At 69.2% G+C, this 19,889-nt stretch carries 21 protein-coding genes; 8 read left to right on the plus strand and 13 right to left on the minus strand.

From position 1 onward, the window contains the following. Nucleotides 1-31: 31 nt before the first annotated feature. From A5694_RS11830 to recO, 3 genes are all read right to left on the minus strand, one after another. A complete protein-coding gene (locus A5694_RS11830) occupies nt 32-1,255 on the minus strand; it encodes a class I SAM-dependent methyltransferase (RefSeq protein WP_064922025.1) in 1,224 nt (407 codons plus the stop codon). 136 nt (nt 1,256-1,391) lie between these two features. Next, complete coding sequence (locus tag A5694_RS24075; RefSeq protein WP_165604330.1) at nt 1,392-1,910, minus strand: hypothetical protein; 519 nt, start codon at nt 1,908-1,910, stop codon at nt 1,392-1,394. Nucleotides 1,911-2,022: 112 nt separating this feature from the next. Next, the gene (gene recO / locus A5694_RS11840; protein ID WP_064922027.1) at nt 2,023-2,829 is read right to left on the minus strand and encodes a DNA repair protein RecO; all 807 of its coding nucleotides are present in this window, start codon (nt 2,827-2,829) and stop codon (nt 2,023-2,025) included. 76 nt (nt 2,830-2,905) lie between these two features. Here recO and A5694_RS11845 point away from each other — a divergent pair, with 76 nt between their 5' ends. The 3 genes from A5694_RS11845 to A5694_RS11855 all read left to right on the plus strand — a co-directional run bounded on the left by A5694_RS11845 (nt 2,906) and on the right by A5694_RS11855 (nt 5,713). Then, nucleotides 2,906-4,342, plus strand: coding sequence for an amidase (locus tag A5694_RS11845; RefSeq protein WP_064922028.1), 1,437 nt, complete (start codon nt 2,906-2,908; stop codon nt 4,340-4,342). Nucleotides 4,343-4,482: 140 nt separating this feature from the next. Continuing rightward, nucleotides 4,483-4,821, plus strand: a complete 339-nt coding sequence (locus A5694_RS11850) for a hemophore-related protein (RefSeq protein ID WP_064922029.1) — start codon at nt 4,483-4,485, stop codon at nt 4,819-4,821. A gap of 13 nt (nt 4,822-4,834) precedes the next feature. Further along, nucleotides 4,835-5,713: a sulfurtransferase gene (locus A5694_RS11855; RefSeq protein WP_064922030.1), complete on the plus strand. Its 879-nt coding sequence runs from the start codon at nt 4,835-4,837 to the stop codon at nt 5,711-5,713. An 8-nt stretch (nt 5,714-5,721) separates the two neighbouring features. Here A5694_RS11855 and A5694_RS11860 read toward each other — a convergent pair whose 3' ends face one another. The 6 genes from A5694_RS11860 to A5694_RS11885 form a co-directional block, all read right to left on the minus strand. Further along, a complete protein-coding gene (locus A5694_RS11860) occupies nt 5,722-7,179 on the minus strand; it encodes a flavin-containing monooxygenase (protein WP_064922031.1) in 1,458 nt (485 codons plus the stop codon). Between the two features lie 2 nt (nt 7,180-7,181). After that, a complete protein-coding gene (locus A5694_RS11865) occupies nt 7,182-7,856 on the minus strand; it encodes a DUF5642 family protein (protein WP_165604331.1) in 675 nt (224 codons plus the stop codon). Between the two features lie 49 nt (nt 7,857-7,905). After that, nucleotides 7,906-8,802, minus strand: coding sequence for a GTPase Era (era, locus tag A5694_RS11870; protein WP_064922063.1), 897 nt, complete (start codon nt 8,800-8,802; stop codon nt 7,906-7,908). 101 nt (nt 8,803-8,903) lie between these two features. Next, entirely contained in the window at nt 8,904-10,202 is a 1,299-nt protein-coding gene (locus A5694_RS11875; RefSeq protein WP_064922032.1) for a hemolysin family protein, read from the minus strand. Then, nucleotides 10,199-10,735 carry an rRNA maturation RNase YbeY gene (gene ybeY, locus A5694_RS11880; RefSeq protein ID WP_064922033.1) on the minus strand — a complete coding sequence of 179 codons (537 nt, stop codon included), beginning with the start codon at nt 10,733-10,735 and terminating at the stop codon, nt 10,199-10,201. The genes A5694_RS11875 and ybeY overlap by 4 nt, the downstream gene beginning before the upstream one ends. Further along, nucleotides 10,732-11,784 carry a PhoH family protein gene (locus A5694_RS11885; RefSeq protein ID WP_064922034.1) on the minus strand — a complete coding sequence of 351 codons (1,053 nt, stop codon included), beginning with the start codon at nt 11,782-11,784 and terminating at the stop codon, nt 10,732-10,734. Before A5694_RS11885 ends, ybeY begins: the two co-directional genes overlap by 4 nt. Nucleotides 11,785-11,935: 151 nt before the next feature. Here A5694_RS11885 and A5694_RS11890 point away from each other — a divergent pair, with 151 nt between their 5' ends. From A5694_RS11890 to A5694_RS11900, 3 genes are read left to right on the plus strand one after another with little or no spacing between them, the layout of a single operon-like run. Then, on the plus strand, nt 11,936-12,133 hold the full coding sequence (locus A5694_RS11890; RefSeq protein WP_064922035.1) for a hypothetical protein: 198 nt from the start codon (nt 11,936-11,938) through the stop codon (nt 12,131-12,133). Beyond that, nucleotides 12,130-12,513, plus strand: a complete 384-nt coding sequence (locus A5694_RS11895) for a type II toxin-antitoxin system death-on-curing family toxin (RefSeq protein WP_064922036.1) — start codon at nt 12,130-12,132, stop codon at nt 12,511-12,513. Before A5694_RS11890 ends, A5694_RS11895 begins: the two co-directional genes overlap by 4 nt. Nucleotides 12,514-12,561: 48 nt before the next feature. After that, the gene (locus A5694_RS11900) at nt 12,562-13,209 is read left to right on the plus strand and encodes a class I SAM-dependent methyltransferase (protein WP_064922037.1); all 648 of its coding nucleotides are present in this window, start codon (nt 12,562-12,564) and stop codon (nt 13,207-13,209) included. Here A5694_RS11900 and A5694_RS11905 read toward each other — a convergent pair. Genes A5694_RS11905 through hrcA form a run of 4 tightly spaced genes read right to left on the minus strand, consistent with a single transcriptional unit; the run spans nt 13,188 to nt 16,851 of the window. After that, on the minus strand, nt 13,188-13,889 hold the full coding sequence (locus A5694_RS11905; protein WP_064922038.1) for a helix-turn-helix domain-containing protein: 702 nt from the start codon (nt 13,887-13,889) through the stop codon (nt 13,188-13,190). The two genes, A5694_RS11900 and A5694_RS11905, sit on opposite strands and share 22 nt — an antisense overlap. Continuing rightward, complete coding sequence (locus tag A5694_RS11910; RefSeq protein WP_064922039.1) at nt 13,882-14,625, minus strand: 16S rRNA (uracil(1498)-N(3))-methyltransferase; 744 nt, start codon at nt 14,623-14,625, stop codon at nt 13,882-13,884. The genes A5694_RS11905 and A5694_RS11910 overlap by 8 nt, the downstream gene beginning before the upstream one ends. Before the next feature lie 3 nt (nt 14,626-14,628). Next, on the minus strand, nt 14,629-15,774 hold the full coding sequence (gene dnaJ, locus A5694_RS11915; protein ID WP_064922040.1) for a molecular chaperone DnaJ: 1,146 nt from the start codon (nt 15,772-15,774) through the stop codon (nt 14,629-14,631). Nucleotides 15,775-15,807: 33 nt separating this feature from the next. After that, a complete protein-coding gene (gene hrcA, locus A5694_RS11920; RefSeq protein ID WP_064922041.1) occupies nt 15,808-16,851 on the minus strand; it encodes a heat-inducible transcriptional repressor HrcA in 1,044 nt (347 codons plus the stop codon). Nucleotides 16,852-16,963: 112 nt separating this feature from the next. Between hrcA and A5694_RS11925 the strand changes: the two genes are divergently transcribed. Together A5694_RS11925 and A5694_RS11930 are read left to right on the plus strand one after the other, a co-directional pair. Beyond that, nucleotides 16,964-18,358: a pyridoxal phosphate-dependent decarboxylase family protein gene (locus tag A5694_RS11925; protein WP_064922042.1), complete on the plus strand. Its 1,395-nt coding sequence runs from the start codon at nt 16,964-16,966 to the stop codon at nt 18,356-18,358. Beyond that, nucleotides 18,355-19,887 (plus strand): xylulokinase, encoded by a 1,533-nt coding sequence (locus tag A5694_RS11930; RefSeq protein WP_064922043.1) that lies wholly within the window; start codon nt 18,355-18,357, stop codon nt 19,885-19,887. The genes A5694_RS11925 and A5694_RS11930 overlap by 4 nt, the downstream gene beginning before the upstream one ends. Nucleotides 19,888-19,889 lie beyond the last annotated feature (2 nt).

Genomic DNA, 19,889 nt, shown 5'->3' on the forward strand with positions numbered 1-19,889 from the left:
CGCCGCGGCGACTTACCTGTTAGCGCGACGATCAGGAATCGACGCTCAGGTCCATCGCAACGAAGTCCAGGCGCCACAGCGACTGGAACAGCCGCCGCCCGAACTTCTCCAGGTCCGCCGCGCTCGCCCGGTTCGGACCGCCGGCCTGCGCCAGGTTCGCGGCGATCTCGCGGATGCTCCGGCGACCGTCGATGCTCTGCACGAACGGCAGCTGAGCCGGGTTGAGCGGCATACGCCAGCCCGGCCGGAAGATCTCATTGCCGTTGAGGCCGCACTTGAAGCGGAACAGCGGCACGTAGTCGAGGCTGTCGGCCGTCGAGAAGTCGACCACGTAGCTGCTCTTGGGACGGTCGGGGCGCGTGGCCATGAAGAAGTGCCGCGCATTGAGGGTGTGAATGCGCTCCATCACCGACCAGATCTTGGCCTCCGGCAGCGCGTTCACCTTCTCGTAGAAGCCGCCGCCCGCCGGCGCGGCCACATCATGGGCGTAGTAGGGCGCCTTGAGCAGCCAGCCCTGGAAGTCCAGCCCGGCCGAGGTGGCCAGGTCGATGCAGCCGTCGACGTCGTAGCTCTTGGCCCGCCCGTGCAGGAAGGTGTCCACCAGGCCGGAATCCGAAGCCAGGTCGCCGGCGATCTTCAGGTAGGGCTGGACCGGGTGGTCCTGGGACAGCATCCGGATGGCCTGGCGAACCGTGTGGATCGACTCGTCGCTCTGCTCCAACCCCAGGTCCTGGAAGACCGTCTCGAGGATCTCGATGCCGATGCGGCCGTAGCGCGCGTAGAGCATGATGCCGGCGACGCCGTCAGGCCGCAGGCGGTCTGCGATCGCCTGCATGCCCACCTTCGGGTCGGCCATATGGTGCAGCACCCCGGTGGAGACCACCAGATCGAAATCCTGGCCCAGCGTGGACAACTCCTCGATCGGGAGCTGGTGCAGCTCCAGGTTCCACAACCCGTGCTTGTCCTTGAGGTACTGCTGGTGCCCCAGCGACGATTGGCTGATGTCGACGGCCACCACCCGGGCCTTGGGGTTGTTGTAGGCGAAGACTGCCGCCTGGTTGGTGCCGCAGCCGGCGATGAGGATGTCGAGGTCGGGACGGTACTCCCGATCCGGCCACAGCACCCGGTGCGCATGGCTCGGGTCGAACCACTCCCAGTTTCCTGCCGACCACGCCTGAAGGTCGTGGATGGGCGGCGGGTAGGTCCACCGCTCGTACTGCCGGGAGACGATGTCTGCGCGTGGGTTCTCAGTCACTTCTTTGTGGCTCCTTGCTGCATTGGCCCCCCACGATCGAGTCAGACTTTAGCGGGGGTTATTCGGCCCGGGACGGCGGGTGCGACTCACATCGCCGTGCCGTGCCAGGCCCGTCGGTTGATGATGTTCTGCGAACTCAGCCGGGTCGACCGGGCTGACCGGGCTGACCGGGTTGACCAGGCTGACCGCCCGGTCCGGGCGCACCGCCGGCGCCACCGGCACCGCCCGCACCGGGTTGGCCACCGGGGCCGGCCGCACCACCGGCGCCACCGGCGCCCCCGTGGCCACCGGCGCCGCCTCGGCCACCGTCGCCGCCCTTGCCGCCCTGGCCGCCCTTGCCACCTTGACCGCCCTTGCCACCCTGGCCGCCCTTGCCACCCTGGCCGCCCTTGCCGCCTTGGCCGCCCTTGCCGGCAGCGCCGTCCGCGCCATCGGCCCCGTCCGCTCCGTCGGCTCCATCAGCGCCCGGGGCATGAGCCGGCAACGGCGCCATGATCCCGACACCGGGGACGGGCTCGATGCCCGCCTGTGCGACCGGGCCGACCGCCGGGACCAAGCCCGCGACCAGCAGCGCTCCCGCCGCTGCTCCGAGGCCGGCCGCGTATCGCGGCGCAGTGCTGTGCGCCCAGCGCCCCCACCCGGTGTCGTGAATCATTCGGCCTGCCTTCCAAATTGAGCGTTCGGATCGTGAAGTCGCATCAGCCTACCGCCGACGGGCCGGTGGTCCGCGGAAACGCACACAATTGCCAGGTCGCCTAGGGGCGGGCTCAGCCGTCGCTGCCGGTGGCCCTCGAGTCGACACCCGCGTCGGCACCGGCCGCCGCGTCATATCCCGCTGGCCGCTGAACACGTTCCACCAGTGGCAATGTTCGCAACCGGCGTTCGAGGTGCCACTGCAGATGGGCGGCCACCAAGCCGCTGGCATGACTGCGGTGCGCCGCGGTGGAAAGCTCGGCGGCCTCCCAGTCGCCGTCGTGCAGCGCCGACATCAGGTCCAGTACGCCCAACGGCGGGGTGGTGGCGCCGGCCGGCCGGCAGTGCGCACAGACACTGCCGCCGGCAGCGATGTGAAACGCCCGGTGCGGGCCGGGGGTAGCGCAACGGGCGCACTCGGTCAGCGCCGGCGCCCATCCGGCCACCGACATCGCGCGCAGCAGGTAGGCGTCCAACACCAACTCGCGGGGACGGCTGCCGTCGGCCACCGCCCGCAGCGCGCCGACAGTGAGCCGGTGCAGCGCCGTCGCCGGGGCACGCTCGGCGCCGGCGAGGCGTTCGGCGGTCTCCAGCATCACGCAGGCACAGGTGTAGCGGCCGTAGTCGCTGACGATGTCGGTGGCGAACGCGTCCACCGACACCACCTGGGTGACGATGTCGAGGTTGCGGCCCGGATGCAGCTGAACATCGATGTGGGCGAACGGCTCGAGCCGGGCGCCGAACTTACTGCGGGTACGGCGCACCCCCTTGGCCACCGCGCGGACCAATCCATGGTCGCGGGTGAGCAAAGTGACGATCCGGTCGGCCTCGCCGAGCTTGTGCTGGCGCAGCACCACCGCCCGGTCCCGGTACAGCCGCATCGCACCAGTTTCGCATCACCGCAGGGGCGTTTCGAGGACGGTCACCGGCGTGGCACGCCGGATACTCTCGTCACCGATGACCCACCCGCCCGCAGCGCCCGGGACCCGCTTTCCCACCCTCACCGAACAGCTCTACCAGCTGGCCAGCGGCGAGGTGACCTCGGTTGACCTGGTCCGCCGGTCACTGCATGCCATCGACGCCAGCCAGTCCACACTCAACGCCTTCCGGGTGGTGTTCACCGATTCGGCGCTGCGGTGTGCCGCCGAAGCCGACCGGCGCCGGGCGGCCGGCCACCGTGCTCCGCTACTGGGCGTGCCGATCGCGGTCAAGGACGACACCGACATCGCCGGCGTGCCGACCTTCTTCGGCACCTCCGGCTACGTCCAACCCGCGCGCCACGACGCCGAAGTGGTGCGGCGACTCAAAGCCGCCGGCGCGGTGATCGTCGGCAAGACCAACACCTGCGAGTTGGGCCAGTGGCCCTTCACCAGCGGTCCGGGGTTCGGTCATACCCGCAATCCCTGGTCTCGCCGGCACACTCCGGGCGGGTCGTCGGGAGGCAGTGCCGCCGCGGTCGCCGCGGGCCTGGTCGCCGCGGCGATCGGATCCGACGGCGCCGGCAGCGTGCGCATCCCGGCCGCGTGGACGCATCTGGTGGGTATCAAGCCGCAGCGCGGCCGCATCTCCACCTGGCCGCTGCCGGAGGCGTTCAACGGCATCACCGTCAACGGGGTGCTGGCCCGCACCGTGGAGGACGCGGCGTTGGTGCTGGATGCGGCCTCGGGCAATGCCGAGGGCGACCTGCACAAACCGCCGCCGGTCACGGTGTCCGACTACGTTGGCAAGGCGCCGGGGCAACTGCGGATCGCGATGTCCACCCGCTTCCCCTATACCGGGTTTCCGGCCCGGTTGCACCCCGAGATCGGGGCCGCGCTCGAGCACGTCGCCGCTCGGCTGCGACTACTCGGGCACATCGTGCTCCCGGGCAACCCCGACTATGGGGTGCGGCTGTCGTGGAACTTTCTGTCCCGCTCCACTGCGGGTGTGCTCGATGCCGCGATCAGCCTGGGCGGCGGCGTCACGCTCGACCCACGCACGCTGGCCAACATGCGCACCGGCCGGCTGTTGTCCCAGGCGGTATTGCGTAATGCCCGCGCGCACGAGGCGAAGGACCAGCGCCGGGTGGGCTCGATCTTCCGGATCGTCGATGTGGTGCTGGCACCGACCACCGCCCAGCCGCCACCGCTGGTGCACGCATTCGACGACCTGAACGCCCTGGAAACCGACCGCGCCATAATCGCGGCCTGCCCGCTGACCTGGCCGTGGAACCTGCTGGGGTGGCCGTCGATCAACGTCCCGGCCGGGTTCACCTGCGCAGGGCTGCCGATCGGGGTGCAATTGATGGGACCGGCCAACAGCGACGGACTGCTGGTCTCGCTGGCCGCGGAGCTGGAGGGCATCAGCGGCTGGGCTGCGCAGCAACCCACACCGTGGTGGCGCATCGAGCCCTAATACGGCCCGGCTAGCCGGTGATACGCCGAAAACCCCCCGACCTGTGACTACGGCGACGTCATCGGCTGTCCGCTAAGCTTGGTCCGTCTTTTAGGTCTTCGTATCCACATAAAGGTGCACTGGGGAAAGGCGTCTGCAAAATGGCCACTCTGTCGTTGACCAGGATCGCTGTCGCAGCCGGCAGTCTGGCTTTGTCGCTCTCCGCTGGAGCCGGGTTGGCATCGGCCGATCCCGACCTCGGGCCGATCATCAACACCACCTGCAACTACTCGCAGGTCAACGCGGCGCTGAACGCCGAGAACCCCGCCGCGGCCGCGGAGTTCAACGCCTCCCCGATCGCCCAGACCTGGCTGCGGTCCTTCCTGTCGTCGCCGCCCGACAAGCGGCAGCGGATCGCCACCCAGATCCAGGCGATGCCGGAGGCCCAGCAGTACATCGGCACGATCACCTCGATCGCCAACTCCTGCAACAACTACTGAGCGGCGCCCCGCGGTGGGCCCACGCGACAAGGTCCTGATCAGCGCCGCGGAGCTCGCTGAGCTGCTGCGAGCCGGTGATCCGGTGACCCTCCTCGACGTCCGCTGGAGCCTGCAAGCCCCCGACGGCAGGCAGGCATACCTGCAGGGCCACCTGCCGGGCGCGGTGTACGTCTCGCTTGAGGACGAGCTGTCCGACCCTGCCGTCACCGGCCGGGGCCGGCACCCGCTTCCGACGGGCCGCAACCTGGAGGCCGCCGCCCGCCGCTGGGGGGTGCGGCGCGGGCAGCCGGTGGTGATCTACGACGACTGGCAGCGGGCCGCGTCCGGGCGCCTATGGTGGCTGCTGACCACCGCCGGCCTCCGGGACGTCCGCATTCTTGACGGTGGCCTGGCGGCCTGGACGGCGGCCGGCGGCGCGCTGGAGACCGGCTTCGAAACCGGTGAGGTCAGTCCCGAACCCGGCGACGTCACCCTGCTGCCCGAAGACCTCTACGACGGCATCCGCCCCACCCTGACCGCCGACGAGGCCGGAGACGGCGCCCGTTCCGGCGCCTTGGCGCTACTCGATGCCCGTGCCCCCGAACGGTTCCGCGGCGACGACGAACCGCTCGACGCGGCTGCCGGCCACATCCCCGGTGCCAAGAACCTGCCGTTCACCGCCCTGCTGGCGCCCGACGGGACCTTCCTGCCCGACGACGAGCTCGCCCGGTTGCTGGCCGAACGCGGTATCGGCAGCGACGACACGGTGGGGGCCTACTGCGGTTCCGGGATCAGCGCAACGGTGATCGTGGCGGCGCTGGCCGCCGCCGGCCGGCCGGCCGCGCTGTTCCAGGGGTCGTGGTCGCAGTGGAGTTCGGATCCGTCCCGTCCGATTGCCCGCGGCGAAGCCTGAGCCCTCGGTCAGCCCAGGTGGAAATCCGCTGGGTCCGGACTGCCCAGCATCGTCGTCATCGTCGCCCGATCGAACGGCCACAGGTCCACCGCGCCGCCGTCGGTGAGGTACCACGAGTTGCAGCCGGTGTTCCACACGGTCGGGCCCATCGCGGCGGCGACGTCGTCATTGAACCGGGTGGTCGCCTGCTCGGTGACCTCGACGCTGGTCAGCTCCCCGGTGCGGAACTTCTCCAGCCACTGCGCGATGTAGCGCGCGGTCACCTCCGCGGTGTACTGCAGCGAGATCGATCCGGTGGGCGAATTCGGTCCCAGCACGGTGAACAGATTGGGGAACCCGGGGATCGTGGTCATCCGGTAGGCCCGCGGCCCTTTGGCCCAGGCGTCGTCGATGCTGATCCGGTCTCGGCCGATCAACCGCATCGGGCGCATGTAGTTATGGGCGTGGAACCCGGTTGCCAGCACGATGACATCGGTGTCACGGTGGGTGCCGTCGGCGGTGCGGATGCCGCGCGGGGTGATTTCGGCGATGCCGTCGGTGATCAGCTCGGCATTGGCGGCGCGAATCGCCCGGTAATAGCTTCCCGACACCACCTGACGCTTACACAACGGCTGGTCATCGGGTTCGAGTTTGGCCCGTAATGCCTTGTCGCGGACTTGGATTCGCAGGCACGCTCGGGCATAGGCCTGCACCGCCCGGCGCCGCCACGACGGGCGGGTCGTGACGTCGGTCAACAGGGCCGACCCGCCCAGCGCCATCAACCGGTAGAGCGTCCGGTGCAGCTTCGGGAAACGCGCCAGCACCGCGGCCGCCCCGGGCAGCTGCCGCAGCGACATGGGCGCCCACAGGATCCATTGCGCCGACCGCACGTAGTGGTCGAGCGACGCGGCGTCCGGTTGTAGCGCGGAAACCACCTGTACGCCGGTCGATCCGGTACCGATCACCGCGATCCGCTTTCCGTCGGTGTCGAGCTCATCGTCCCAGCGGGCGGTATGCACCACCGGGCCGGCGAAGTCGGCCAGCCCGGGAAGGTCGGGAGTGAACGGGTGGTGCAACACGCCGGTCGCGCAGATCACGAAGTCAGCGGTCAGCTGCTCACCGCTGGCGGTGCTCAGCGTCCAGTGGCGCTGCTCATCCCATTCCGCTGCGGTCACCTCGGTGTCGAGCCGGATCAGCGGCGCCAGCCCAAGCTGATCGACGACGTCGCGGTGGTAGCGCTGGATCGACGCACCGGTCGCCCAGGTATCCCGCCAGTCGGGTTTCGGCGCGAACCCGAACTGGTAGATCTGCGACGGTACATCGCAGCGCAGCCCCGGATACCGATTCCAGTACCAGACGCCGCCGACGTCGGAGCCCTTCTCCAGCACGGTGATGTCGGTGAACCCGCGCTCCCGCAGCAGGTGGGCGGTGGTGATGCCGGCTACGCCCGCGCCGATCACGACCACGCGGGGTTCGCGTGCCGGCATGGTTAGCTGCGCAGCGCCGACACCGCGTCGACCAGCAGCTGGCGGGCCCGGTCGGCGTCCACCATCGCCAGCGGCTGCCCGCGCACCGGCTGCGGGTTCGCGGTGACCTGCACCAGGGCGCTGCCGAGATAGGCGGTGAAGGTGTAGGACTCCCGGGACTGCTGTTGGCCGTCCTTGCCGGTGATCTCGATCTCCGAGTGCGAGCCCGTGGTCTGGGCGCGGTCGATCTGCGGGGCGTCCGTCTCGTCCAGGTAGCCGGTGAGCTTGCCGGCCTGGAACGAGACGTGCTTGCACTTCTCGGCGGCCGCCGCGTCATACGGCAGGTCCTGGTCGGCCTGCATGGCGATCGCGACGAACTGGTTGCCGTTGCCGACGACCGAGACCATCGACATCTTGCCGCGGATGCCCTTGGGCGGCCGTCCGCTGCTGGCCGCGTAGTCGGCGCAGTCGGCGGGATCGAAGGTCACGCCGGGCGGCATCTTCTGCGGGCCGAGGATTTTGGGATCGATGTCGTTGGGTCCCTTGGTCTGGGTCTTGAAGTCCGAGCCGAACGTCGACTCGACGTTGAACAGCTTGGTGGTATCGAGCGGCTTATGGGATCCCCCGCAGCCGGTCAGCGCTTGCGCGCACATGATCAAGGCAACAGCGGCGACAACCAACGGCTTGCGTTCCGGCACCCCTGGAATGTACCCAATGCCGCTTTCCAGCGCAGGTGGCCCACCCCTTTTAGAAGCCCAGCCGGCCCAGCTGCTTGGGGTCGCGCTGCCAGTTCTTGGCTACCTTCACCCGCAGGTCGAGAAAAACCTTGGTGCCCAAGAGCTTTTCGATCTGGGTACGCGCAGCGGTGCCCACCTCACGCAGGCGGGCGCCACCGCGGCCGATCACGATCCCCTTCTGGCTGTCCCGTTCGACGTAGAGCACGGCGTGCACGTCGATGAGATCGTCCCGGCCTTCGCGTCGCTCCACCTCCTCGATCACCACCGCCAGGGAATGCGGCAGTTCGTCGCGCACCCCCTCCAGGGCGGCTTCCCGGATGAACTCGGCCATCAGGGTCTCTTCGGGCTCGTCGGTCAACTCGCCGTCGGGATAGAACGCCGGGCCGACCGGCAGCGCCGCGGCCAGCACATCGATCAGTACGTCGACCTGCTCGCCGGTGACGGCCGAGACCGGAATGATCTCGGCTTCCGGGGCCAGCTCGCCGACCGCGAGCAGTTGCGCGGCGATCTTGTCGCGGCTGGCCTTGTCGATCTTGGTGACGACGACGACCAGGGTGGTCTTGGGTGCCACCGTCCGGATCTGCTCGATGATCCAGCGGTCCCCCGGGCCGATCGCCTCGTCGGCGGGGATGCACAAGCCGATGACGTCGACCTCGGCGTAGGTATCGCGGACCAGATCGTTGAGCCGCTTGCCCAACAGGGTGCGTGGGCGGTGCAGGCCCGGGGTGTCGACCAGGACGATCTGGAAATCCTCTCGGTGCACGATACCGCGGATGGTGTGCCGGGTGGTCTGCGGCCGGTTCGAGGTGATCGCCACCTTCTGGCCGACCAGCGCGTTGGTCAGGGTGGACTTGCCGGTGTTCGGCCGGCCGACCAAACACACGAAGCCGGAATGGAATTCAGCCATGGTCACCCGCCCGGGAGTTGTTGGCCGGGTGTGCGGTTTGATACGCCCGCACCGGCGTGTCGCGTACCAAACCGCACACTCGGCGCATGCTCATCCCCGGTTCACCGCTCACCTGCGGCCTCCTCACCCTCGGGGTCGACCGGGCTCACCAGCACGGTGCTGATCCGCACCCGCCCCCGGCTGTCGCGACTGCCCTCGGCCTGCAGTCGCAGCCCGTGTGAGGTTACCTCGGCGCCGGGCAGCGGAACCCGGCCCAGCTCCAGCGCCAGCAAGCCGCCGACCGTGTCGACGTCGAGTCCGGAGTCGAACTGCACACCGTATAGTTCGCCGACGTCCTCGATGGGCAGCCGCGCCGAAACCCGAAACCTGCTGCTGCCCAACTCCTCCACCGGCGCTACTTCACCCTGGTCGTATTCGTCGGCGATCTCGCCGACGATCTCCTCCAGCACGTCCTCGATGGTGACCAGTCCGGCGATCGCGCCGTACTCGTCGACCAGCAACGCCATGTGGTAGCGGCCACGCTGCATGTCGTGCAGCAGTGCGTTGAGCGCCTTGGAGTCGGGCATGAACACCGCCGGGCGCATCACCTGCGCCACCGTGGTGTCGCGTCCACCGTTGGTCGAGTAATAGGTTTGTTGGACAAGGTCTTTGAGGTAGACGACGCCGCGGATGTCATCGACGTTCTCGCCGATCACCGGGATGCGCGAATGCCCGCTGCGCACCGCCAATGAGGTGGCTTGGCCGGCGGACTTGTCATGTTCGATCCACACCATCTCGGTGCGGGGCACCATCACCTCGCGGGCCGGGGTGTCGGCGAGTTCGAACACCGACTGGATCATCCGGCGCTCGTCGGCGGCCACCACCCCGCGCTGCTGCGCCAGATCCACCACTTCACGCAACTCGACCTCGGAGGCGAACGGCCCGTTGCGGAAGCCCCGGCCCGGCGTCAGCAAGTTACCCAGCACCACCAGCAGTCGGCTGATCGGGGTGAGCAACACCGAAACCACATGCAGCGGAAGCGCTGAGGCCAGCGCGATCGAATAGGCGTTCTGCCGGCCCAGGGTGCGCGGCCCCACCCCGATCACCACGAAGCTCACCACCACCATGATCGCCGCGGCGGCGAACAGTCCCCAGTCCAGGCCCAGCACCGCGTGCAGCAGGAACACCAGCAGCGCGGTGGCGGTGATCTCGCAGGTGATGCGCAGCAGCACCACCAGGTTGATGTAGCGGGGCCGTTCGGCCATCAGCTTGGCCAGCCACACCGCGCCCGGACGTTTCGCGCGGACCAGTTCCTCGACCCGCGCCACCGACACCGTGCTCACCGCGGCGTCGATCGCCGCGAAGAGCCCGCCCAGACCGATCAGCGCGATCACGCTGACTAGCAGCGGTGTTCCGGTCACGGTTCGTCGAAGTACCTGGTCTTGTCGAGCAGCCGGCGATCTTTTTCGCTCTGGGTCTCGGCCCGGTAGGCCTCGACCTGGTCGGCGACCCATTCCTCGAGCAGCCGACGCTGCAGCGCGAACATCTCTTTTTCCTCGTCCGGCTCGGCGTGGTCGTAGCCCAGCAGATGCAGTACCCCGTGCACGGTGAGCAAGGCCAGTTCCTGGCCCAGGGAATGCCCGGCCGCGGCGGCCTGTTCGGCGGCGAACTCCGGGCACAGTGCGATGTCACCGAGCATCGACGGGCCGGGCTCGGGGGCGTCGGGACGGCCACCGGGCTCGAGTTCGTCCATCGGGAAGCTCATCACGTCGGTGGGCCCGGGCAGATCCATCCAGCGCATGTGCAGGTCGGCCATCGCCGCGGTGTCCAGCAGCACCATCGACAGCTCGGCGCCGGGGTTGACGTCCATCCGGGCCAGCACGAACTTGGCGACGCTGATCAGCTCGACTTCCGAGACATCCAGCCCGGATTCGTTGGAGACCTCGATGCTCACCGGCGCGACCTGCCCGCCGAGGCGCGCCGGGCCGCCCGGTTCATCGTCAGACCCGGCCCGCTGTGTTCGGCTTCGTGGCGGGAGTAGGCGTCGACGATGTCGGAGACCAGCCGGTGGCGCACCACATCGACACTGCTCATCTCGGCGACACAGATGTCGTCGATGTCCTCGAGAATGTCCACCGCGGCCCGCAGGCCCGACCTCGCGCCGCCGGGCAGGTCGATCTGGGTGACATCGCCGGTGACCACCATCTTGGAGCCGAACCCGAGCCGGGTCAGGAACATCTTCATCTGCTCGGCGGTGGTGTTCTGTGCCTCGTCGAGGATGATGAACGCCGAATTGAGCGAGCGGCCCCGCATGTAGGCCAGCGGCGCCACCTCGATCACCCCGGAGTTCATCAGCTTGGGAATCAGCTCCGGATCCATCATGTCGTAAAGCGCGTCGTAGAGCGGGCGCAGATACGGGTCGATCTTCTCGCTCAACGTTCCGGGCAGAAAGCCAAGGCTCTCACCGGCTTCCACCGCCGGGCGGGTCAAGATGATGCGCGTCACCTGCTTGCTCTGCAGCGCGCTGACCGCCTTGGCCATCGCCAGATAGGTCTTGCCGGTGCCGGCCGGGCCGATGCCGAACACGATGGTGTTGGCGTCGATGGCGTCGACGTAGCGTTTCTGGTTGAGCGTCTTGGGCCGGATCGTCTTGCCGCGCCGGGACAAGATGTCGAGGGTCAGGACTTCCGCCGGCGATGCGCTGTCGTCGCCGGCGCCGGTCAGCATGCCGACACTGTGCCGCACCGTTTCGGGCGTCAACGATTGGCCGCCCGCCACGATCGCCACCAGTTCGGAGATCACCCGCTCGGCCAGCGCGACGTCGGCCGGCGCCCCGGCGAACGTGACCGCGTTGCCGCGCACATGCAGGTCGGCGGCCAGCAGGCGTTCCAGCGCCCGCAGGTTCTCATCGGCGGAACCCAGCAGACCCACGACCAGGTCGGGTGGAATGTCGACGCTGCTGCGAACGACGGGTTCGGCAGCGGGGGTATCGCGGGGCGTCACGGGGTTTCCGATACCTGCTTTCCTGGCTTTTGCGGGGGATCCGCGGGTCAAACGAATGCTGTGAGTCTACCGTCGGGCACTGTCACGCCCCAGGCATTCATCCTGCCCCTTGCGGTACCGGTTTCAGTACTGTCCGCGGTACCATTGTCGAGTGCCGTCTCTGAACATCACCTTCACCGACGAGGAACTCGCCGCCGTCCGCGCCGCCGCCGGGGAAGAGAACGTCTCGCTGCGAGTCTTCGCGCACCGTGCAGTCGTCAGCGCGGCCAGCGAACACCGGCGCCGGGTCGCGGAGGGGGCCGCCCTGATCGCGCAACGCTCCGCCGAGTTGAATCGCCGCCTGGCTTGACCGAATTTCTCGACCGCGACGACGTACTGGTCGCCGGTGCGTTCGCCCTGGGTCACGCGTGCGAGATCGGTGACTACGGGCTGCTCGACGCCGCCGTCGCCCGTCCCCAGGCGACCGTCTTCGGTGTGGACGCCTATCCCGATCTGTACGCCAAGGCGGCGGCGCTGCTGCAGTCGCTGGCCCGCAACCATGCCCTGGTGGACGGGAACAAGCGCACTGCCTGGGCGTCAGCATGGACCTTCCTGTATCTCAATGGCATTGAGCTCTCCCCTGACTTCGATGTCGACGCGGCCGAGGCATTCATGAACCACGTCGCACAGCGCGGTGAGCTCCCGATCGAGGACATCGCCGCCCCCCTGTCGTCATTCGCGGCTCGCTGAGCGCTTCGTTCAAGACGCGACCGCCTCGGGGCCCGCAGACTGACAGCCATGAGCGAGGAAACCTTCACCCCTGCCCTGGGCCGCCTGGCCCCGGCCCGATTCTTCGACTACGTAGTGGCGATGACGCGTGAGCGGCTGTGGCGGAGCCTGACCGTCATGCACCTGGCGCCGCGGCCCGGCGACGCGATCCTCGACGTGGGCTGCGGCACCGGATCGCTGGCGCTGCTCGCCGCCCGGGTAGAACCCCAGGCAACGGTCGTGGGCCTGGACCCCGATCCGGAGATCCTGGCGGTGGCGCGCGACAAGGACACGCAGGACCGGGTCCGCTGGCTGACCGGGATGGGCGACGACCTGGTGGCATCGGTGGGCGCGGAGTCGATGGACGGCGTGATGTCCAGCCTGGTGCTGCACCAATGCCCGATGGACGTCAAACGCGCCATCCTGGCGTCGATGTTCGCGGTGCTGCGGCCGGGCGGCCGGCTGGTGATCACCGACTTCGGGTTACAACGGACACCGCTGATGCGCCTGGCGTTTCGGTTCGTCCAGTTCGCCGACGGCAAGACCGATACCCAACCCAACGCCGACGGCGTTCTCCCGCAGCTGATTTCGGCCGCCGGCTTCACCGACGTGCGCGAAGCCGACCTGGTGTCCACCATTAACGGCTCGATCTCGATCTACGTCGCCCGCAAACGCTGATCGCTCAGGGCGTGCAACACCAGCGCCGGCGTCAGCCCCATCATCTCCCGCATCTGCCGGGTGAAGTGGGCCTGGTCGGCGAACCCCGCGATGACCGCGGCCTGGGCGAGCGGTGCACCGGACTGCAACGCCTCGACGGCCCGCCGTAGCCGTGACCAGACGCGCCACCGGGTCAGCGGCATCCCCAGTTCCTGGCGGGCCAGCGCCCGCAGCCGTTGCGGGGAAACACCCACCGCCGCAGCCAGTCTCGGCATCGAGACGGTGCTGTCGGCCAGCATGGCAAGGGCCGTCACCAGGCGCGCATCGAGGTCTCGTGACGGTCGGCGGCACGCGTCGGCAACGTCCTGCTCGGTCAGTTCACCCAACTCGGGTGCGGCAGCGACCCCCACGCCGTAGCGCCGGCGCAACCGGTCGGCGAACAGGCAGTGCGGCTCGACGAAGTAGGTGACCAGCTCCCGCGCGGCCAGGATGCGGTGCGGCGCCATCGGTGACACCACCAGCGCGGCCGCCTGGTGGCGGATTCCGGAGGCGTCGACCATCGCGAGTTCGCCTCCTCCGGCGACCACGATCTGAAATGCCCCGTGACGGTGAATCGGGCCGCCGCTGCCCACCGGACCCCGATAGACCGCGTAGCCGTCGTCGATGACCAGCGACGGCGCCGAATCCGCCCGGCTATCCACGGCGCCAGCGCGGGGTCAGCACCCCCAGCGCGCCCAGCGCGACCGCCGCCGCGGTCGAGGTGCGCAACACGGTGGGCCCCAGCCGTGCGGCGACGGCCCCGGCGCCGGTGAGCGCCGCCAGCTCGGCGTCGGTGATGCCGCCCTCCGGGCCGACCACCACCGCCAACGCCGGAGCAGCGGCAACGTCGGGCAACCCGGATCCGGCCGCGTCGTGTAGCACGAGCACCGTCGTACCCGCGGCGACCCGCTCACCGACCCAGGCCACCAGCGCCCCGGTGCTCAGCACGCCGTCCACCGGCGGCACCCAGGCCCGACGGGATTGGCCGGCCGCCGCCCGGGCCACCGCACGCCAGCGCCGCAGCCCCTTGTCGGCCCGCGGGCCGTCCCAGCGGGCCACGCAGCGGTCGGCCTGCCAAGCCACGAACGCGTCGGCACCGGCCTCGGTGGCCAGCTCGACCGCCAGCTCAGAGCGCTCCGATTTCGGCAGGGCCTGCACCACGGTGACCGGCGGCACGGGTGCCTCGACCGTCCGGCGCTGCAGCACCCGGGCCCGCAGCCCGCCGCGATCGGCCTCCTCGACCCGGCATTCGGCGACCGCACCGGCGCCGTCACTCAGGGTCAGGTCTTCCCCGGGCCGGATTCGGCGCACCGTCGCGGCATGGAAGCCGGCGTCGCCACCGACGTCGGCCAGCGCCCCCACTTCGGGCAGCGCCTCGACGTAGAACAGGCCGCCCAAGGCTCAGCGGCCGCTGAACGTTTCGCGCAGCCGGCTGAACAGTCCACCGCTGTGCGCAGCGTGCGCCGAGCGGACTTCGGCGGTCTCGCGTTCCCGGTGCTGCTTGAACTTGCGCAGCAGCTCGACGTCGTGATTGTCCAGCCGCTCCGGCACCACCACCTCGATGTGGGCGTGCAGGTCTCCGCGCGCACCGGACCGCAGCTGCGGCATGCCGTGGCCGCGCAGCGCGATGGTGGCCCCCGGCTGGGTGCCGGGCGGGATGGTGATCTCGGTGGGGCCGTCGAGGATGGCGTCCACCGCCACCGTGGTGCCCAGCGCGGCGTCGACCATCGGCACCGAGATGTGGCAGTGCAGGTCGTCGCCGTCGCGGGCGAAGATCTCGTGGGGCTGCTCGTGCACCTCGACGTAGAGGTCACCGGCCGGTCCGCCGCCGGGCCCGACTTCACCCTGGGCGGCCAGCCGGACCCGCATGCCGTCACCGACTCCGGCGGGGATCTTCACGCTGATATCGCGGCGGGCCCGCACCCGGCCGTCGCCCCCGCACTGGTGACACGGGTCGGGGATCACCTCACCGACGCCACGGCAGGTCGGGCACGGCCGCGACGTCATCACCTGGCCGAGCAGCGACCGCTGGACGGTCTGCACCTCGCCGCGGCCGTGGCAGGTGTCGCAGGCCATCGGCCGGGAATCACCGTGGGTGCCGCGGCCCTGGCAGCGATCACACAGCACGGCGGTGTCGACGGTGACCTGCTTGGTCACGCCGGTCGCGCACTCGGTGAGATCCAGGCGCATCCGCAGCAGCGAGTCCGACCCCGGCCGGACTCGTCCGGTCGGGCCGCGCGACGTCGCACCGCCGCCGAAGAAGGCCTCGAAGACGTCGCCGAGCCCGCCAAAGCCGGAGTAGCCGCCGAACCCGTTGCCACCCCCGCCGTTCTCCAGCGGGTCGCCGCCGAGGTCGACGATGCGGCGCTTCTCCGGGTCGGAGAGCACCTCGTAGGCGGCGCTGATCTCCTTGAACTTGTGCTGCGCCTCTTCGTCGGGGTTGACGTCGGGATGGTATTTACGAGCCAGCTTTCGGTATGCGCGCTTGAGCTCCGTGTCGCTGACGCCCTTTTCGACGCCGAGCAGTCCGTAATAATCGCGTGCCACGCCTGACCTTTCCCAACTTCTGCCGGCCGGAGATTATCGGGCTCCGAGAACTTCACCGATGTACATTGCAACTGCAGCGACACTGGCGATAGTTCCCGGATAGTCCATCCGGGTGGGGCCCAGCACCCCCATCCCCCCGTACACGGTGCCCTGGGAGCCGTAGGCGGTGGACACCACCGAGGCGCCGGCCATCTCCTCAGCCTCGGTCTCGTGACCGATGCGCACCGTGACTTTACCGGCTTCCTGCTGCACCGCGAGCAGCCGCAGGACCACGACCTGCTCTTCGAGCACCTCCAGGACGGACCGCAGCGAGTCGCCGAAGTCGGCGGCGTTGCGGGTCAGGTTGGCGGTGCCGCCCAGCAGCAGGCGCTCCTCGTGGTGCTCGACCAGCGATTCCAGCAGCACCGTCGCCGACCGCCCGACCGCGTTGGCCAGGCCCGGGGAAAGCCCGCTGCGTCCGTCCAGGTGCCCGGCGAGCTCGGCGACGGCGGTGGAGGCCGCCGAGATCCGCTTACCCTCCAGGGCGGCGCCGAGCAGCTCACGCAGCTGGGAAAGCTGGTGGTCGTCGATGGTGTCGCCGAGTTCGACGATGCGCTGGTCGACCCGCCCGGAGTCGGTGATGACGACCAGCAGCAAACGCGCCGGGGTGAGCGCGATCACCTCGAGGTGGCGCACCGTCGACACCGACAGGGTCGGGTACTGCACCACGGCGACCTGGCGGGTCAGCTGGGCCAGCGTGCGCACTGCGCGACGCAACACGTCGTCGAGGTCGACGCCGGAGTCCAGGAAGGTCAGAATCGCCCGGCGCTCGGCGCTCGAGAGCGGCTTGACCTCGTCGATACGGTCGACGAACTCCCGGTAGCCCTTCTCCGTGGGCACCCGCCCCGAACTGGTATGCGGCTGGGCGATGTAGCCCTCAGCCTCCAGCACGGCCATGTCGTTGCGCACGGTGGCCGAGGACACCCCGAGGTTGTGCCGCTCGACCAGGGCCTTGGACCCGATCGGTTCCTTGGTCGCGACGAAGTCCGCGACGATGGCGCGCAGCACCTCGAAGCGACGATCATCAGCCACACCCATAGGCACTAGATTACTTTCTGGGTTATTTCCTGGCGCGAACGTGCGTGTTTGCACGCCGACACGCCGCGATTTCCGTACGTCTCCGCACGCTGGCGCAGCAGAGAGGACCGGCATGTCCGACTTCCCCTATTCCGACCGCTTCACCGTCAACCGCGTGCTACCGGAGCGGGGCCGGCCACGCGAGGAGGTGCTGGCCGAGCTGCGGGAGATGGCGCAAGCCGAAGATCCCACCTGGGAGACCGGCAAGGTGTCCGGGACCATGTACTGCGGCGACCATGAGCACTACCGCTTCCTGGACGAGGCGTTCGGGCTGTTCGCCCATGTGAACGTGTTGCAGCGCGACATCTGCCCGTCGGCGACGAAGTTCGAGGGCGAGATCATCGCGATGGCCCTGGACCTGATGCATGCCGATGCGGTCACCGACGGGCAGCCGGTCGGGATGGTCACCACCGGCGGCACCGGCAGCATCATCCACGCGCTGCTGGCCTACCGGGAACACGCCGCCAAGCACCGGGGCATCACCCGGGGAAACTTCATCAAACCCGAGACCGGTCACCCGGCGTTCGACAAGGGCTGTCACCTGTTCGGCATCGAACTGCGCACGGCCCCGATCGACCCGCAGACCACGCAGGTGGACGTCGACTGGGTGGCGAACAACATCGACGCGAACACCATCGCGATCATGGGCTCGGCCTGCAACTACGGCTACGGCACCGTGGACCCGATCCCACAGCTGGGAGAGCTGGCCTTGTCACGCGGGGTGGGTTTGCACGTCGACGGCTGCCTGGGCGGGTTCGTGCTGCCGTTCGCCCAGGAGCTCGGGTATGACGTCCCCCTGTTCGATTTCCGGGTCCCCGGCGTCACCAGTATCTCCGCCGACAACCACAAGTACGGCTACGCGTTGAAGGGCGCCTCCACCGTGCTGTTTCGCGACAAGGCCTACCGCAACGCGCAGTACTTCTTCCTGCCGGAGTGGAGCGGCGGGAAATACCATTCGCCGGGCATCGAGGGCTCGCGTTCGGGTGGGCTGATCGCGGCGGCGTGGGCGTCGATGGTGCAGCTGGGACGGGAGGGCTACCGGTCGTATGCCAAGGCGATCTTCGAGACCGCGTTCACCATGCAGGACGCGGTACGCAGCCACCCCGAGCTGACGATCATGGGCTCCCCGACGTTCTGCTTCGCCTTCCGCTCCGACGAGTTCGACATCTACCACGTCGCCGACGCCATGAAGCCCAAAGGCTGGCGCTTCAACGGCCAGCAGTACCCCAACGCCATCCACATGGCGGTCACCCGGCCGCAAACGCAGCCCGGTGTGGCCGAGGCGTTCGCCGTCGACCTCGCCGCCGCGGTCGAGTACGCCAAGAAGAAGAACGCAGCCGGCGAGGCGCCGATCAGCGCCGCGGTCTACGGCGGGGTGCCGGGCGGAATGACCGAGGAGGCGGCCCAGTTCATCGAGGGGTTCATGGAGCAGATGCTCGACACCCAGCAGTCGCTGCCGCCTCTATGAACCGCGATCAGGTCGTGCTGGCCGTCGACCTCGGCACCGGCGGCCCCAAGGTCGGTTTCGTGGCGTTGGACGGCACCGTGCTGTGGTCGGACCTCACCGCGGTGCCCACGGAGTACGGCCCGGGCGGGGCGGCCACCCAGGACGCGGGCCTGTGGTGGGAGATCATCCGCGACGCCACCAAACGCGGGCTGGCCGAAAGCGGGGTGCGCGGTGAACAGGTGGCCGGTGTCTCGATCACCGGGCAGTGGGCCAGCACCGTCCCGGTTGGCGCCGACGGCCGGCCGGTCGGACCGTGCGTGATGTGGATGGACACCCGCGGTGCCCCCCACAGCCGCAAGGCGTTCGGGGGGCGCCTGCAGGGCTACCGGCCGCGGGCGCTACTCAGTTGGCTGCGGCGCAACGGCGGCATCCCGACCCCGAGCGGCGATGACCCGGTGGGGCACATGCTGCACCTGCAACACGGCGACCCGGCGGTGTTCGGCGCGGCCCGTTGGCTGCTGGAGCCGGTGGATTACCTGAGCATGTGTTTCACCGGGCGGGCTGCGGCGTCGCGGGCGTCGATGATGGGCGCCTGGCTCACCGACAACCGCAATCTGTCCGTGCTCGACTATGACGAGGTGCTGGTGCGGCAGGCCGGTGTCGACCGGTTCCGGCTGCCCCCGCTGGTGCCGACCGGGTCGATCATCTCCCCGGTGGCGCCGGCGGTCGCCGCAGAGCTCGGCATTTCGCCGGCGGCACAAGTGGTTACCGGCACTCCCGACCTGCACAGCGCGGCGGTGGGTTCGGGCGGGGTGCGCCAGGGCGAGCTGCACCTGACCATCTCCACCACGTCGTGGATCAGCTGCCCGGTGGCGGTCAAGAAGACCGATGCGTTCCACCAGCTGGCCACGGTGCCGGGCCTCGACCCGTCGAGCTACCTGTTGGTCAACAACCAGGACACCGCCGGTCGGGCGTTGCAATGGTTGCGCGACAACGTGTTCGATGATCTGGATTACGACGCGCTGACCGCCGTGGCCGCCGGTGCGCCGGCCGGTTCGAACGGGGTCATCTTCACCCCGTGGCTCAAAGGCGAACACTCCCCCGTCGACGATCGCAACGCCCGCGGCGGATTTCATAATCTGTCGCTGGACACCACCCGTGCCGATCTGGTGCGTGCAGTGCTCGAAGGGGTGGCCTACAACAGCCGCTGGCTGCTCGACTGCGTGAACCGGTTCTGCCGCAATGACGGGCCGATTCGGATCGTCGGCGGCGGGGCGCGCTCGGATCTGTGGTGCCAGATCATCGCCGACGTGTGCGGTCGCACCTGCGAGCGGGTGGCCGACCCGTTGAATGCCCAGTTGCGCGGCGCCGCACTGTTTGCCGGTATCGGCATGGGGGCATTGGATCCCGATGAGTTGCGCGATCTGATCCCGCTCGACGGCGTCTTCGAGCCGGTCGCGGCCCACCGCGCGGTCTATGACCGGCTCTTCGCCGAGTTCCCCCGGCTCTACAAGGCGCAGAAGGGCATGTTCGCCCGGCTGGGCCGCTGAGA

Source organism: Mycolicibacter sinensis, assembly GCF_001667945.1.
GTDB classification, from domain to species: domain Bacteria; phylum Actinomycetota; class Actinomycetes; order Mycobacteriales; family Mycobacteriaceae; genus Mycobacterium; species Mycobacterium sinense_B.